Genomic DNA, 15,279 nt, shown 5'->3' on the forward strand with positions numbered 1-15,279 from the left:
TCGGCACCGTTCAGTGAATTCCCCGCGCGAGACGCACACATCGGATATATGTGACAACGGTTGTTTTCAGAACGACGTCCGGATGGGGGCTTCTCGTGTTCGACACCCGACTTTCCCGCCGCACCTTCCTCACCGCCCTGGGCGCCCTCGCGGTCGCGCCCGCCCCCGCCCACGCCGCCCCGCGCTCCCCGGCGCTGCGCTCGACGGGCCGCCGCGTCGCCGTGCTCGGCGGCGGGGTGGCGGGCCTGACGGCCGCCCACGAACTGATCGAACGCGGCTTCGACGTCACCGTCTTCGAACCGACCGCCCTGGGCGGCAAGGCCCGCAGCATCCCGTCGCCGGGCACCGCGGCCGGCGGCCGCGCCGACCTGCCCGGCGAGCACGGATTCCGCTTCTTCCCGGGCTTCTACCAGCACATCCCCGACACGATGCGACGGATCCCCTTCCCGGGCAATCCGAACGGCGTGTTCGACAATCTCGTCGCCGGCGCCGCCTTCCGGATGGCGATCCCCGGCGGGCCCGACCTCATCGCCCCGGCGTCGATCGCCCCGCTCCCCCACGGCGTCCTCGATCCCGCCTCGCTGCAGGAATCCCTGGCCGCGGCCTTCTCCCTCGGCAACGCCATCCCCCCGCACGAACTGGCCGTCTTCACCCGCAAGCTGGTGATGTTCCTGACCAGCAGTCTCGAACGACGCGACGGCCAGTGGGAACACCGGACGTGGTCGCAGACGCTCGAGGCCGACGGCAAGTCGTCGGCCTACCGCGACATCCTCGTCTCGGCCCTGACCCGTCAACTGGTGGCCGCCCGGCCCACCGTCGCCTCCACCCGCACCATCGGCATCATGGGCCAGGCGTTCGTGTGGAACGCGATGGGCACCGTCCCCGCATACGGCCATCTGGACCGGGTCCTGGCCGCTCCCACCGACGAGGCGTGGATCGGCCCGTGGGCCGCGCACCTGCGCGACCTGGGCGTCGTATTCGAAATGGGTTGGGCGGCAGAAGCACTCGACATCGCGTCCGGTTCGATCACCGGAGTGCGGCTGGTGGACGGCAACGGCACCCGGTCCGTCGCCGAAGCCGACTGGTACGTCGCGGCGATGCCCGTCGAACGGGCCGCGCCCCTGTGGTCACCGCGGATCCTCGCCGCAGATCCTCGCCTCGAAGGCATGCGGAACCTGCAGACGGACTGGATGGTGGGCATCCAGTACTTCCTGCGCCGGCCCACCCCGATCGCCGCCGGCCACGTCGCATACCTCGGCTCGCCGTGGGCACTGACCTCCATCAGCCAGGGCCAGTTCTGGCGCGGCGACTTCGCCGGCCGCTACGGCGACGGCAGCGCCCACGACTGCCTGTCCGTGGACATCTCCGACTGGGACACCCCGGGCGTCCTCCACGGCAAGACCGCCAAGGAGTGCACGGCCGAGGAGATCGCCCAGGAGACGTGGGCCCAGATGTCGGCATGCCTCGACGACACCGGCACCAGCGTCCTCGACGAGGACGACATCGTCTCGTGGTTCCTCGACCCCGGCATCCGGTGGGATCCCGCGCAGGGCCGCAACACCAACGCCACACCCCTGCTCGTCAACACCGTCGGCTCCCTGTCCGACCGGCCCGACGCCCGCACCGCGATCCCGAACCTCTTCCTGGCCGGGGACTACGTCCGCACCGACATCGATCTCGCGACCATGGAGTCGGCCGGCGAATCCGCGCGTGCGGCCGTCACCGCGCTGCTCGAAGCCGCCGACTCGCCCGCCGCACCGCCGGCGCTGTACCGACTGCACGAGCCACCCGAACTCGAACCGATGCGCCGCATCGACGCCGACCGCTACCGCGCGGGCCTGCCGCACCTGCTCGACGTGTGACGGCGCGCGTTCCGGCGCCGGGCACCGCTCACGTCGAGGATCCGGATGCGGCGAACAGGCCCGCGCGGCCGCCGAATTCCGACATACTGCCCTCGAACGCGACGAAAGGGCATGCCCATGAGCGAGACCTCGGTACTCGTGGTCGGCGCCGGCCCGGTCGGACTGACCGCCGCGCTGGAACTGCGCCGGCGCGGCGTCGACGTCGTGATCGTCGACCGGCTGCCGGAACCGCCGCAGTACGCCAAGGCGGTCGGCATCCAGCCGCGCACCCTCGAGGTCTGGGACGCGATGGGCGTGGTCCGCCCTTCGCTCGACGTGTCCGCGCCGATGCACGGGCAGATCGTCTACGTCGACGGCCGGCAGGTGATGCGCCTCGAACTCGAACTGCCCGAGGACGTGCCGTACCGGTTCGTCTGCATGCCCCAGTACGCCACGGAACGGGTGCTGACGCAGGCCCTGGCCGAGCACGGCACCGTCGTGCGCCGCGGCATCGAGCTCACCGGGTTCGAGCAGACCGCGGACGGCGTGGTCGCCGACCTGCGCGACGGCGACGACACGACGCGGCTGGCGGCCCGTTACCTGGTCGGCTGCGACGGTGCGCACAGCGCCGTACGGAAAGGACTCGGCGTGTCCTTCGACGGCGACGCGTTCCGCGAGGAGTACATGCTCGCCGACGTCGAACTGGACTGGTCGATGCCGGGCGGCTACGGCATCCGCGCCTCGACGACGAGCGACGGCACGACCACGGACATGATGGTGTGCATCCCGCTGCCCGGCACCGGCCGCTACCGCCTGTCGACCTTCGTCGCGCCGGACCTGGCGACCTCCGCGTCCGGCGCCGGAGCCGTGGCGCACGGACTGGAGGGCGGGCGCCGGCCCACGCTCGGCCACATCCAGGCCGTGCTCGACCGGCTGGCGCCCGAACCGACCCGGGCCGGTGCCCTGCGCTGGTCGTCGGTGTTCCGGATCAGCCACCGCCTCGCCGGGAGCTACGGCGGGGGCCGGGTGTTCCTGGCCGGAGACGCCGCGCACATCCATCCCCCGACCGGGGCACAGGGCATGAACACCGGCATCCAGGACGCCTACAACCTCGGCTGGAAGCTCGCGCTGGCGGTGCAGGGACGCGCTGCCGACGGCCTGCTCGACAGCTACGACGCCGAGCGCCGGCCCGTCGGGGAGGAGGTGGTGGGCCGCACCGTGCGGCACGCCCGGCAGGGCCTCGGGGCCGGCGAGACGGACGCCGCGACCGCGATCGCGCGCGAGGCCCAGCTGCTGCTCGGCTACCGGGACAGCCCGCTCGTCGGTGAAGACGTGCCGCACGGCGGCGGTAGCGACATGCCGCACGGCGGCGGTAGCGACGTGCCGCACGGCGGCGGTAGCGACGTGCCGCACGGCGGCGGTAGCGACGTGCCGCACGGCGGCGGTCCGGCTCCCGGCGATCGCGCCCCCGATGCGACGGAGTTGCGGCAGGACGCCGTCGCCTCGCCGCTGCGGCTGCACGAGCTGCTGCGCCATCCCGGTCACACCGTGCTGCTGTGGGCGCCCACGGCGCAGGCGCTGCAGGCGCAGCGAGAGCTCGCCGAGCGGGCGACGGACCGCTTCGGTGACGCGCTGCGGGCGTACGTGCTCGTGGCGGGAAGCACCGGGAGCCCGGCCGACGGCCGGGTACTGCGCGACGACGCGGGCCGCGCCGCGCGGGCGTACGGTTTCGACGGTGCCGCCGCGGCTGTGGTGGTGCGGCCGGACGGCTACGTCGGGTTCCGGGCGCAGGATCCGACGATCGAGGCGCTCGCGGCGCATCTCGGCCGGATCCTGCGGCCCGGGCAATGACCGGCTACGTCGCCGGGGTGCGCAGATCCTTCCGGAGGATCTTGCCGGCGGCGGACTTCGGGACGATGTCGATGAACTGCACCTGCCGCACCTTCTTGTGCGGCGAGACCCGCTCGGCGACGAACTCGACGACCTCGGCCTCGGTGAGTTCGGCGTCCGGCTGACGCACCACGAACGCCTTGGGCACCTCCTCGCCTTCGTCGTCGAGCACACCGATCACCGCGACGTCGGCGATCTTCGGGTGGGTCAGCAGCAGCGCCTCGAGTTCGGCGGGCGGCACCTGGTAGCCCTTGTACTTGATCAGCTCCTTGAGCCGGTCGACGATGGTGACGTTGCCGGCCGCATCGACCGTGGCGATGTCGCCGGTGTGCAGGAACCCGTCGGCGTCGAGGGTCTCCGCGGTGGCCTGCGGGTTGCCGAGGTAGCCGACCATGACGTTGGGGCCCTTGCACCACAGCTCACCCGGCTCGGAGACACCCTCACCGGTGGGGTACTCGACCTCTTCGCCGGTGGTCGGGTCGACGAGCTTGCACTCCATGTTGGCGATCGTCGGTCCCACCGAGTCGAGTGGCACGTCGTCGCCGTCGAACGGGATGGCGTGGCTGACCGGGCTCATCTCGGACATGCCGTACCCCTGACGGACCTTCCATCCCAGTCGCGCGGCGACCGCGTTCCCGAGCGCCCTGTCCAGCGGCGCCGCGCCGGAGAACACGGTGTGCACGCTCGAGAGGTCGTACTGGTCCACGAGCGGGTGCTTGGCCAGGGCGACCGCGACGGGCGGTGCGATGAACACGTAGGTGCACTTCTGTTCGGAGACGATCCGCAGGAACTCCGGCAGGTCGAACTTCGGCATCGTCACCAGCGACGCGCGGTTGAACAGGGCGGCGTTGAGAAGAACGGTCATGCCGTAGATGTGGAAGAACGGCAGGACGGCGAGGATCCGGTCGTCGGGGTCGATCCTGATCGGGGACTTGATCTGGCACACGTTGGCCACCAGGTTGGTGTGCGTGAGCATCACGCCCTTCGGGCGACCGGTGGTGCCGGACGAGTACGGCAGCACCGCCAGATGGGTGGCCGGATCGAACGACACCTCGGGGGCGGGGGCGTTCTCGGCGAGCAGGTCGCGCAGGGAGGGATGCCCCTCGGCGCCGTCGAGCACGACCAGGCGATCGTCGGGGATACCGACCGCGGCCGCGGCCTCCTTCGCGTGCGGCAGCAGCGGCGAGACCGTGAAGAAGAACGTCGCCTTGGAATCCTCGAGCTGCTTGGCGATGTCCTCGGCGGTGTAGAGCGCGTTGACGGTGGTCGCGGTGGCCCCCGCCCGCAGGATGCCGTGGAAGACGGCCGCGAAGGCGGGCACGTTCGGCGAGAGCAGGCCGACGACGTCGCCGACTCCCACACCGCGCGCCGCAAGAGCACCCGCGATCGCGTCGATCTGCCCGATCAGGGTCCGGTAGTCGGTGACGGCCCCGGTCGCGCCCTCCGTCAACGCCGGGCGATCGAGGTCCGACTCCGCGATCGAACCGAACAGGAAGTCGTAGACACTCAGTGCCGGGATGTCGACGTCGGGAAAGGGACTGCGAAAGCTCATTGGTTCTCCTCGGGGGCAGGAATCTGTGGCACGCCGTGCCAGACGTGCCGGGAGTACGGTATCCGACGGCTGTGAAGGCAGTCACAGGCATGCCGGACACTACCGGGTCGGGGACCGTCGCGGGCCCGGTCACGCGCCCCGGAGCCCGGCCGATCGGGCAGTGTCGGCGGCCGGTCCGGCACCCTAGGCTCGACCGGATGACGGACGTCGTGCACTCGCTGGACCCGTTCTCCGGCCGCGGCTCCTCGCCCGCGACGGTCTCGACCGACTGGGACGAGATCCGGACGTGGTCGGACCGGGTGTACATGCCCTATCGCGTGCGGCCGAGCGGACGCCTGCTGCACCCGCGATCGAGCATGTTCTCGGCGTCGATCGGCGACATCGTGCTCACCCGGTTCCGCTACGGCATTCCGGTGACCGTCGACCGGCTCTCCGCCGAGGCCGGCAACATCCTCGTGCTCACGACGATCCGTGGGCACGCGCGGCACCGCGTCGGAGCGGGCGAGGTGGAGGTCGATTCCGGCGCCACGTTCGTGGCCAACTGCAGCCGCATCGAGCATCGCGTCGACTTCGACGACGAGCACCTGCAGCTGAACCTGACGGTGCCGCACCGGCTCGTCGCCGACCTCGCCGACCGCTGGTTCGGCGTCGTCCCCGACGATCGCCTGTGGCAGCACAAGTGCGTCGTCGGGACCGGGTCGTCGGGCTGGAACACGCTGCTCGCGTATGCGGTCCGCGCGATCCGGGCCGATCCGGTGCGGATCGCGCAGGGCCGGCCGGGCGCCCATCTGCAGGAGTTGCTCCTCGGTCACCTCGTCACCGAATGGGCCGCCGCGGCGGGCGTCGCGCTCGACCCCGGCGAACCGCCGGCCGCCCCGGCGTACGTCCGGCACGCGGAGCGCTACATCCGCGAGCACGCCGCGGACCTGCCCACGGTCTCCGAGGTCGCTGCCGCCGTGGGTGTCAGCGTGCGCGCCCTGTCGGGGGCGTTCCGCCGCCACCTGGACACCACGCCGAACCGGTACCTCACCGACGTGCGATTGCGGCACATCCGCGACGAGCTCTCCATCCCGTCGGCCGAGTGCACCGTCTCGGCGGTGGCGGCCCGGTGGGGCTACGTCAACATGGGGGTCTTCGCCGCCGCCTACCGTCGCCGATTCGGCGAGAATCCGTCGCGCACGCTCGCCCGGGCCCGCGGGCGCCGAGTGCCGTAATCCGACAACGCGTGCCGATCCGAGGTGGCCCGCGTCACAGCTCCGTCCGTAGCGTCCCCCTCCGACGCCGGCCGGCGGCGGACCGCACACAGGAGGAACCGTGACAGACGACTTCGCGACCACGATGGACGCAACCCTGCGAGAACTCACCCACCGCCCGACGGGCGTGCCGGGCGTGGTGGCCATGCTCACCGACCGGGACGGCGTCGTGTACGAGGGGGTGGCCGGGGAACGCGCAGCGGGCTCGGGCTCGGCGATGACGGCGGACACCGTGTTCGCCGCCTTCTCCACGACCAAGGCGATCACCGGCACCGCCGCACTCCAGTGCGTCGAGGAGGGCCTGCTCGACCTCGACGCCCCCGCCGCCCGCTACGTCCCGGAGATCGGGGAACTCCAGGTTCTCGAGGGCTTCGGAACGGACGGCGCGCCCCTGCTGCGCGCGCCGAAGCGCGACATCACCACCCGCATGCTGCTGCTCCACACGGCCGGTCTCGGATACGACTTCTTCGACGAGAACTACCGGCGCCTCGCCGAGGAGCACGGTCAGCCCAGCGTGATCACGGGATCGAAGGCCGCGCTGACGACACCGCTACTGTTCGATCCCGGCGACCGGTGGATGTACGGCTCGAACATCGACTGGTGCGGTCTCGTGGTGGAGGCCGTGCGGGGCCGGCGTCTCGGCGAGGTCATGCGCGAGCGGATCTTCGAGCCGCTCGGGATGGGCGACACGGCGTTCGCACTCACCGACGACATGCGCGCGCGGCTGGCCGTCGTCCACCAGCGCAGCGAGGACGGAGCACTCGCGCCGATGCCGGAGATGGTGCTGCCCCAGGACCCGGAGATCCACATGGGAGGCCACGGGCTCTACACCACCGTGCCGGACTACCTGAAGTTCATCCGGATGTGGCTGCGCGACGGCGCGGCCCCCGGCGGTGACCGGGTTCTCTCGCCTGCGACCGTCGCCGACGCGGTGCGTGGCGGCCTGGACGGGCAGCAGGTGACCGCGCTGCCGGGGGTCGTCCCGGCGCTGTCGAACGACGCGGAGTTCTTCCCTGGGCTGGCCAAGAACTGGGCGTACACGTTCCTGGTGAACGAGGAGCCGGCGCCGACGGGCCGCCCGGCCGGTGCCCTCGGCTGGGCGGGTCTGGCGAATCTCTACTACTGGATCGACCGGGAGAACGGGCTCGGCGGCTTCTGGGCCACGCAGATCCTGCCGTTCGCGGACGCCGTGTCGTTCCAGGGCTATCTCGACTTCGAGACCGCCGCTTATCGAGGTGCGGCGATCCGGTGAGATGCGACGAGCCCCGCGTGCGGTGCACGCGGGGCTCGTTCGGCTGCTACGGGCGCGAGCCCGGGCACGTGTCCGAGTGTCGGATCAGAGGTACTGACCGCACACCGGCCACGCGCCGCGACCCTGGCCGTCCAGGACGTTCTCGGCGATGGCGATCTGCTGCTCCCGGGTCGCCTGGTCGGCGGTGGGGGCGTACTGCTGGCCGCCGTAGGCGTTCCAGGTGCTCGGAGCGAACTGCAGGCCGCCGTGGTAGCCGTTGCCGGTGTTGATCGCCCAGTTCCCGCTGCTCTCGCACTGCGCGACGGCGTCCCAGTTGCCGGACGCGGCGTTGGCGGTGCCGGTGCCGAGGGCGAGCGGGGTGACGGCCAGGGCCGCGGTGGCGGCGACGGTGCCGAGGGCGCGCTTGAAGGTGAAGTTAGCCATGATGCGGTTGAATTCCTCTCGCGTCTGCTGGCGAGGCACTGCGGCGGCCGACGATGTCGATCCCGCTGCCCGGATTCGGAGCTGTGCCTCGTCCCTGCCCCTCGATCAGGTATCGAGTTCCGGTCCCGCGGGGCAGAGTCAGCGGCGACGGGCCGGTCTTGCTTGCCCGGTGGTATCGGGCTGATTACGACGCTAGAGAGTCATCACGGATCGGTCACGCGCTGTTTTCCGGCACGTGCGTCCCACATTCCAAGATCGGGCGGCGCCGTTTTCCCAGGTGACGTCGGAAGTATCGCCGTTTCGACACCGCGTAGTTACACGGCCGTTATGTGACCAGGCTCACAGTAATATTGTGGGACGGGTCACCGATATCGCGCCGTTACGGCTGCGCGTCCTCCACCACGAAGGGCCGGCCGTCCTCGATCAGGTGCCGGAAGGGTTCGAGGTTGCGCAGCGACTCGCCCCGGGAGACCCGCCACTCCCACTCCCGCTTGATGGAGGCGAGGAAACCCAGCCCGAGGATGACGTTGAAGTCGTGATCGGCGGCCTCGAGCACCTGGCCGAGCACCGCGTCCAGTTCGTCCGGAGTGACCGATGCCTCCGACATCCGGCCGACGAGGTAGATGTCCCCGATCTTGTCGAGGGTGTACGCGACCCCGTACAGCCGCCGATTGCGCCGGAGCAGGAACCGGTACACGCCCTCGAAGTTCTCGTCGGGCTTGCGGCACACGAACGCCTCGACCCGCAGGCCGTGGTTGCCGAGGGAGAGCAGGGTCGTCGTCTTGAGCTTGTTCTCCCCCGGCAGGTCGACGACGAAGTGCCCACCCTCCTTGCGGGAGAACTCGAGGCCGCGATCGCGCAGCGTCGCCTCGATCGTCTCGCTCAGTCGCTCGCTCACGCCCGCACCCCCGTCGTCCGCCGGATCTTCCACACTCCGCGCTGCCGGCGCAGCGGAAACTCGCCGCTCGCGAGGGAGCGGTCCCGCAGCGCACCGGCCTTACGGTAACTGGCGAGCAGCCCGTCCGCCGTGTGCTCCCAGGAGAAGTTCTCCGCGTGCAGGGGCGCCGCCGCCGCCAGCACGGCCCGCCGACCCGGATCCGTGACCAGCGAGCGCAGCGCGGCGGCCCAGTCGCTCGTGCGATGCCCGTCGACGAGCAGCCCGGTCTCGCCGTCGCGCACCGCGACGCCGAGGCCGCCGACGTTCGCCGCCAGCACCGGGGTCCCGCACGCCTGCGCCTCGATCGCCACCAGGCCGAACGACTCGGAGTAGCTCGGCACCGCCACCACGTCCGACGCGCGGTAGACCTGCACGAGCCGTTCGGGAGGTTGCGGGGGCAGGAACGTCACCCGGGCGGCGATCCCGAGCTCGGCGGCCAGGTCGATCAGCGAGTGCGGGCGCTCGAGCCCGGTGCCCGAGGGCCCGCCCACCACCAGCACCCGCAGGGGCACCTCGGGGTCGGCGGCCATCGCCGCCGCGGCGGCGCGCAGCAGCACGTCGGGTGCCTTGAGCGGCTGGATCCGGCCGACGAATGTCACGATCGTCTCGTTCGGGTCCAGCCCCAGCTCGGCGCGGGCGAGCGCCCGGTCCCCCGGCCGGTAGCGGGACAGGTCCGCGCCCGGCGCCACCACGTCGATCCGTGACGGGTCGGCACCGTAGCTGCGCTCGAGCTGCGCCGCTTCGTCGATCGTGTTGGCGACGAGCCGGTCGGACTCGGCGACCACCTGCTGCTCGCCGATCTGCCGGGCCGCCGGCTCGGGCACGTCACCGTCGGCGAGCGAGGCGTTCTTCACTGCGGCGAGAGTGTGGGCGGTGTGCACGAGCGGGACGCCCCACCGGTCGCGGGCGAGCCAGCCCACCTGGCCGGACAGCCAGTAGTGCGAGTGCACCAGGTCGTAGTAGCCCTGCGGGTGCCGGGCCTCCTCCCGCAGCACCCCGGCGGCGAAGGCGCACAACTGCGTGGGCAGGTCGTGCTTGTCGAGTCCCTCGTAGGGACCGGCGGCGACGTTGCGTACGAGCACGCCCGGTGCCGCCTCCTGCACCACGGGGTCCGCCGACGAGGTCGCCCGGGTGAAGATCTCCACCTCCACCCCGCGCCGCGCGAGCTGCACGGCGGTCTGCAGAACGTAGACGTTCATTCCGCCGGCGTCCCCGGTGCCGGGTTGGGCGAGAGGCGAGGTGTGGACCGACAGGACGGCCACGCGGCGGGGACGGCTGTTCGACTTCGACGTCACTTCTCCATACTGCCCTGCCGGGCATCCCCGTCCGGTTCCGCCCTCCCCTGCGCTCCGTCCCGCTGCGCCCCGACCGGGCTCGTCTGCGCGACGTCGCACCCGGCCGGTCAGGACCGCTCGCCCGTCTCGGAACCCGTGACTGCGCGGCGCACCGCGGCGTGGAACGGGCTCCACAGGAACCAGACGCCGAACCCGCGCACCAGCGCGGCCGGCCCGTGCAGTCGCACGCTGCCGTCGTCGAGCGCCTCGATCAGCGTCCGCGTGCCGGCGAACACGCGCATCAGGGCCACCGGTTCCGCGGTCACGTACACGTCGACGTCGAAGCCCGGATGCTTCCGGCACACCGACGGCTCGCCGCGGTCCAGGACGATCCACAACCGGATCGGGGCGGGACCGGTGTAGTCGAACTCGATCACCACCCGTTGCGGCGGCACCCGGTCCCGGTCCACCCGCCGGTGCATCCACCAGGTCAGTGTCACGGGGTCGACCTCGGCGGGCAGGGGCTCGGAGAACAACCACTTCACCGCCCACTCCCCGATCGCGACGAGGATCGGGGCGAGTTCGCGGCCGGCCGGGGTGAGGTGGTACTCGCAGCCCCGCGCCTGCGGGACCCGCTCCAGCACGCCCTTGCGCTCGAGGTGCCGCAGCCGGGTGGCGAGGAGGGTGCGCGAGATGCCGGGCAGACCGCGTTCGATCTCGTTGAAGCGGGTACTTCCGTAGACCATTTCGCGCAGGATCAGCGGGGTCCACCGGTCGGCGAGCACCTCGCTGCCGATCGAGACCGGACAGTACTGCCCGTACTCGCGCACACCTCCAGAGTAGGTCCAGAACGTGCACTGGGCGGTATCGATCCGTGCTCCTACCGTCGAGACATGACCACCGTAGACATCACCCAGTACCCCCGATCCCGGCCCCGCGAGGAACTCGTCGCCGGCGCCGACGAACTCGGCCGGCGGATCGCCCCCTACGCCCGCGCCCACGACCGCGACGGCACGTTCGTCGCCGAGGCCTACGAGATCCTGCGCTCGGAGGGCCGTCTCGCCCTCGCCGTCCCCCGCGAACTCGGCGGCGGCGGCGCGACCGTGCGCGATGTCGCCACCGTGCAGCGCACCCTGGCACACCACTGCGCGGCGACCGCGCTCGCCTCGGCCATGCACCACCACGTCGTGCTCGCCGCCGCGTGGCGGTACCGGCACGGCGCGCCCGGCGCGGACCGGATGCTGCGCCGCGTCGCCGAGGAGGCGCTCGTGCTCGTCTCCACCGGCGGCGCCGACCAGACCCACCCCCGCGGGTCCGCCCGGAAGGTGCCCGGCGGCTACCGCGTCGACGGCCGCAAGGTGTTCTGCAGCCAGGCCCCCGTCGGCGACGTGCTCGCCACCATGTTCCCGTTCGACGACCCCGACGAGGGCCGCATCGTGCTCAACATGATGATCCCGATGAACACCGACGGGGTACGAGTCCACGACAACTGGGACTCACTGGGCATGCGCGGCACCGGCAGCCACGACGTCGAGCTGACCGACGTGTTCGTCCCGGACGCGGCCGTGGTCGCCCGCCGCCCCTACGGGGTGATCGACCCGCCGTTCCAGCTGGTGCTCAGCGTCGCCATGCCCGTGGTCGCGGCCGTCTATCTCGGCGTCGCCGAGACCGCGCACGCGACCGCGAACGCACTCGTCGCCGGAACCCCGCGGGCGAACGACCCGACGGTGCGCCGCCAGCTCGGGGTGGCGGCCACCCGCCTGCAGGTCGCGTCGTGGGCCCTCGACGGTGCCCTCGACACCGTCGGCGACGATCCGGTGCCGTCGATGAGCACGGTCGCCGCGGTGATGACCGCCAAGGCCGAGATCGCGCGGACCGCGATCGAGGTGTGCGACCTGGCGCTCGACGTCGCCGGGGGCCGCGGCTTCTACCGGTCGAGCCCGCTCGAACAGTGCTATCGCGACGTGCGCGGGGTCAAGTTCCACCCGCTCACACCGGAGGAGACGCTCCTGCTCGCCGGGACGCAGGCGATCGGGTCGGTGGACGCTACAGCGATCCCGCGAAGCGCGTGACCTCCGCGGCGAACCGCTGCGGGTCCTCGACGAACGGGCCGTGGTCGGTGCCCTCCCAGTACGACGTCGTCGCGTTCGGCAGCAGTGCCGCCGCGTGCTCGGCGGCCGAGACGTCGACGACCGAGTCGGCGGTGCCGTGCAGGACGAGCACCGGGATGTCGAGACTGCGCAGCAGCTCGTCGTTGCTCACCGTCCGGGCGAACATCGCCGCCCGCACGCGGGGCGGGGTGCACAGGCTGGTGCCGAACAGCGCCTGCGCCGCGACGCCCGTGTCCGCCCCGGTCCCGGTGAGGGCGGTGCCGAAGGCACCGAGTGCGCGGATCGCCGTCGCCGCATCCTCGGACATCGCGTCGGGGACGGCGGCGCGCATGGCCGACCCGACCTTGCCGCCCTTCTCACCGCGCCCGATGCTGGTGATCGCGCCGACCAGCACGATCCCGGCGACGCGGTCGGTGCCGTGCGTCGCGAGGTAGTCGCAGATCACCAGGCCGCCGTAGGACCAGCCGAGCAGCACCGCGTCGTGGGCGTCCTCGGCGCCGAGCACGGCCTGCACGTCCCCGGCCCACAGTTTCGACTCGTCGTATCCGGTCTCCGGGGCGCCCGAGTACCCGTGTCCGCGGAGGTCGACGGCGATCACCCGGTGGGTGCGGGCCAGCTCGTCGAGCACGGACTCGCCCCAGCACCGCGACGACTGGGCCCATCCGTGCAGCAGGACCAGCGGGCGGTGGGCGGGATCGCCGGTGACGCGGTAGACGATGGGGGTGCCGTCGGAACTCTCGACCTCACGGATTGTCATGCGGGTCACCCTAGCCGGGCGAGCCGGGCCACTCCCACGGCACACGCGCACCCGACGAGCGCGGCCACGACGGCGACCGCGATGCCCGCACTCGGCCCGGACCGGTCGATGACCTGACCGACGACGGCGGAGCCGACCGCGACCCCGACCCCGAGTCCCGTGACCGTCCAGGTGATGCCCTCCGTGAGCCGGCCCGGCGGCACGATCCGCTCGGTCAGGGAGGTCGCGACGATCATGGTGGGGGCGACGGCCACCCCGGCCGCGAGGTAGAGCACGGCGAGGGCCGGCACGGTGCCGGCGAGCAGCAGCGGCCACAGCAGCACCGCGACGGCCGTCGTCGCCCCGAGTAGCTGCCGCGTCAGCGGCGCCCGCAGCCGCACCGCACCGAAGACGAGGCCGCCGAGCGCGGATCCCGTCGCGAACATCGCCAGCACCACGGTCGCGGCGCCGGGCACGCCCTGCTCGGCGGTGAACGCGACCCCGACCACGTCGACGACACCGAAGATCGTGCCCATCGCCGTCATCGCGACCACCAGCACGAGCAACACCGGGATCCGCAGCACGCTCACCCCGGGCGCACCCCGGGCGACCGGGCGCGCGGGAGGTTCGGTGCCGCGCTGCACGGCGAGGGCGACGGTGCCGATCACCAGCAGCACCGCCCCGAGCAACGCGCCCGCCTCGGGGAACGCGGCGACGCTCAGCCCCACCGACAGCACCGGCCCGACGATGAAGCACAGTTCGTCGATCACCGCCTCGAGCGCGAACGCGGTCCGCAACCGATCGGTGCCGCGGAGCAGCTCGGTCCACCGGGCCCGGACCATGGCACCGATCGTGGGCATCAGTCCCGCCGGGATCGCGCACGCGAACAGCAGCGCCTCGGGGGCCTCCCACCGCACCCCCGCCAGCATCGCGGCGGTCGCGGCCGCGCTGATCCCGGCGGCGACCGGCAGGACGCGGAACTGTCCGTGCCGGTCGGCGGCCCGCGAGACCAGCGGGGTGAGCGCGGCGTAGGACAGCGCGAACACCGCGGCCAGGGCGCCGCCGAGGCCGTAGTCGCCGCGCAGCTGCGAGAACATCGTCACGATGCCGATGCCGACCATCGCGATCGGCAGCCGCGCGACGAACCCCGCCAGGCAGAACGCGGCGGCGCCCGGCGCGGTGAACAGTGCACGGTAGGAGCGCATTCGTGCCAGCATGCAGTACGTGAGCGTGCTGGTGTGTTTCCATGCCCATCCCGACGACGAGGTGTTCACCACCGGCGGGGTGATGCGCCTGGCCGCGGACGCGGGGCATCGGGTGGTGCTGGTCGTGGCCACGGACGGTGCCGCGGGCGAGGTTCCCGACGGCCTGCTCGGTCCCGGCGAGTCCCTGGCCCAGCGCCGCCGCGCCGAACTCGAGGCGTCGGCCGAGACGCTCGGGGTCGCCCGCCTGGTGCCGCTCGGCTACGCCGATTCGGGCATGGCGGGGACGCCGCGGAACTCGGACCCGGCGGCGTTCTGCAACGTCGATGTGGAGGCGGCCGCGGCCCGGTTCGCGGCCGTGCTCGAGGAGGAGAGCGCCGACGTCGTCACCATCTACGACCCCAACGGCGGGTACGGGCACCCCGACCACGTGCAGGTGCACCGCGTCGGTGCCCGGGCCCAGGAGCTGACGGCACATCCGTCGGTGTACGAGGCGGCCATGAACCGGGACCACATCCGTCGCCTGCTCGCCGCCACCCCGGAGGTGAGCCCGGACGCGGCGCCACCGGACCTGGACACGTTCGGCCTGCCGGAGGCCGAGATCACCACCACGATCGACGTGTCCGCGACGATCCCTGCGAAACGGGCGGCGATGCTCGCGCACGCCTCGCAGGTCGGTGACTTCGGGCCGATGCTGGCGATGACGCCGGAACAGCTCGCGAGCGCGTTCGGGCTCGAGTGGTTCCGCCGGCGCGGCGCGGAACCGGCGCTGCGCGAGCACGCCCTGCCCCTGTGACCGATCCGACCG

General features: G+C 72.1%; 13 protein-coding genes. 6 read left to right on the plus strand and 7 right to left on the minus strand.

What is annotated here, in order from left to right; all coding sequences use genetic code 11:
* The first annotated feature begins 95 nt into the window (after positions 1-95).
* Both F1734_RS20190 and F1734_RS20195 read left to right on the plus strand, forming a co-directional pair.
* A complete protein-coding gene (locus F1734_RS20190) occupies positions 96-1,862 on the plus strand; it encodes a hydroxysqualene dehydroxylase (protein ID WP_203010964.1) in 1,767 nt (588 codons plus the stop codon).
* Between the two features lie 117 nt (positions 1,863-1,979).
* Complete coding sequence (locus F1734_RS20195; RefSeq protein WP_203010965.1) at positions 1,980-3,692, plus strand: FAD-dependent oxidoreductase; 1,713 nt, start codon at positions 1,980-1,982, stop codon at positions 3,690-3,692.
* 4 nt (positions 3,693-3,696) lie between these two features.
* On the opposite strand, the gene F1734_RS20200 is transcribed toward F1734_RS20195, so the two are convergent.
* A complete protein-coding gene (locus F1734_RS20200) occupies positions 3,697-5,283 on the minus strand; it encodes an AMP-binding protein (RefSeq protein WP_140188760.1) in 1,587 nt (528 codons plus the stop codon).
* A 197-nt stretch (positions 5,284-5,480) separates the two neighbouring features.
* On the opposite strand from F1734_RS20200, the gene F1734_RS20205 reads away from it, so the two are divergent.
* Together F1734_RS20205 and acmB are read left to right on the plus strand one after the other, a co-directional pair.
* Complete coding sequence (locus F1734_RS20205) at positions 5,481-6,497, plus strand: helix-turn-helix transcriptional regulator (protein ID WP_203010967.1); 1,017 nt, start codon at positions 5,481-5,483, stop codon at positions 6,495-6,497.
* 100 nt (positions 6,498-6,597) lie between these two features.
* Positions 6,598-7,788: a methyl acetate hydrolase AcmB gene (gene acmB / locus F1734_RS20210; RefSeq protein ID WP_017681789.1), complete on the plus strand. Its 1,191-nt coding sequence runs from the start codon at positions 6,598-6,600 to the stop codon at positions 7,786-7,788.
* An 84-nt stretch (positions 7,789-7,872) separates the two neighbouring features.
* On the opposite strand, the gene F1734_RS20215 is transcribed toward acmB, so the two are convergent.
* The 4 genes from F1734_RS20215 to F1734_RS20230 form a co-directional block, all read right to left on the minus strand.
* The gene (locus F1734_RS20215) at positions 7,873-8,211 is read right to left on the minus strand and encodes a transglycosylase family protein (RefSeq protein WP_017681788.1); all 339 of its coding nucleotides are present in this window, start codon (positions 8,209-8,211) and stop codon (positions 7,873-7,875) included.
* A 379-nt stretch (positions 8,212-8,590) separates the two neighbouring features.
* Positions 8,591-9,109, minus strand: a complete 519-nt coding sequence (locus F1734_RS20220; protein ID WP_026138013.1) for a type III secretion system chaperone family protein — start codon at positions 9,107-9,109, stop codon at positions 8,591-8,593.
* Complete coding sequence (mshA, locus tag F1734_RS20225) at positions 9,106-10,443, minus strand: D-inositol-3-phosphate glycosyltransferase (protein WP_119699936.1); 1,338 nt, start codon at positions 10,441-10,443, stop codon at positions 9,106-9,108. Before mshA ends, F1734_RS20220 begins: the two co-directional genes overlap by 4 nt.
* Before the next feature lie 107 nt (positions 10,444-10,550).
* On the minus strand, positions 10,551-11,252 hold the full coding sequence (locus F1734_RS20230; protein ID WP_040270891.1) for a winged helix-turn-helix transcriptional regulator: 702 nt from the start codon (positions 11,250-11,252) through the stop codon (positions 10,551-10,553).
* Between the two features lie 63 nt (positions 11,253-11,315).
* On the opposite strand from F1734_RS20230, the gene F1734_RS20235 reads away from it, so the two are divergent.
* A complete protein-coding gene (locus tag F1734_RS20235; RefSeq protein ID WP_203010968.1) occupies positions 11,316-12,494 on the plus strand; it encodes an acyl-CoA dehydrogenase family protein in 1,179 nt (392 codons plus the stop codon).
* Here the strand turns inward: F1734_RS20235 and F1734_RS20240 are convergent.
* A complete protein-coding gene (locus F1734_RS20240) occupies positions 12,469-13,290 on the minus strand; it encodes an alpha/beta fold hydrolase (protein WP_119700324.1) in 822 nt (273 codons plus the stop codon). The two genes, F1734_RS20235 and F1734_RS20240, sit on opposite strands and share 26 nt — an antisense overlap.
* Positions 13,291-13,295: 5 nt before the next feature.
* Positions 13,296-14,486 (minus strand): MFS transporter, encoded by a 1,191-nt coding sequence (locus F1734_RS20245; RefSeq protein WP_010592107.1) that lies wholly within the window; start codon positions 14,484-14,486, stop codon positions 13,296-13,298.
* Between F1734_RS20245 and F1734_RS20250 the strand changes: the two genes are divergently transcribed.
* Entirely contained in the window at positions 14,485-15,267 is a 783-nt protein-coding gene (locus F1734_RS20250; protein WP_059174370.1) for a PIG-L family deacetylase, read from the plus strand. The two genes, F1734_RS20245 and F1734_RS20250, sit on opposite strands and share 2 nt — an antisense overlap.
* The last annotated feature ends 12 nt before the right edge of the window (positions 15,268-15,279 follow it).

It is taken from the genome of Rhodococcus ruber, from assembly GCF_016804345.1.
Classification (GTDB): Bacteria; Actinomycetota; Actinomycetes; order Mycobacteriales; family Mycobacteriaceae; genus Rhodococcus; species Rhodococcus ruber.

Coding starts and splice junctions, on each gene's coding strand:
- F1734_RS20235 (WP_203010968.1), top strand. CDS start 11,316: ATGACCACCGTAGACATCACCCAGTACCCCCGATCCCGGCCCCGCGAG.
- F1734_RS20205 (WP_203010967.1), top strand. CDS start 5,481: ATGACGGACGTCGTGCACTCGCTGGACCCGTTCTCCGGCCGCGGCTCC.
- F1734_RS20250 (WP_059174370.1), top strand. CDS start 14,485: ATGCAGTACGTGAGCGTGCTGGTGTGTTTCCATGCCCATCCCGACGAC.
- F1734_RS20215 (WP_017681788.1), bottom strand. CDS start 8,211: ATGGCTAACTTCACCTTCAAGCGCGCCCTCGGCACCGTCGCCGCCACC.
- F1734_RS20240 (WP_119700324.1), bottom strand. CDS start 13,290: ATGACAATCCGTGAGGTCGAGAGTTCCGACGGCACCCCCATCGTCTAC.
- F1734_RS20195 (WP_203010965.1), top strand. CDS start 1,980: ATGAGCGAGACCTCGGTACTCGTGGTCGGCGCCGGCCCGGTCGGACTG.
- F1734_RS20200 (WP_140188760.1), bottom strand. CDS start 5,283: ATGAGCTTTCGCAGTCCCTTTCCCGACGTCGACATCCCGGCACTGAGT.
- F1734_RS20245 (WP_010592107.1), bottom strand. CDS start 14,486: ATGCTGGCACGAATGCGCTCCTACCGTGCACTGTTCACCGCGCCGGGC.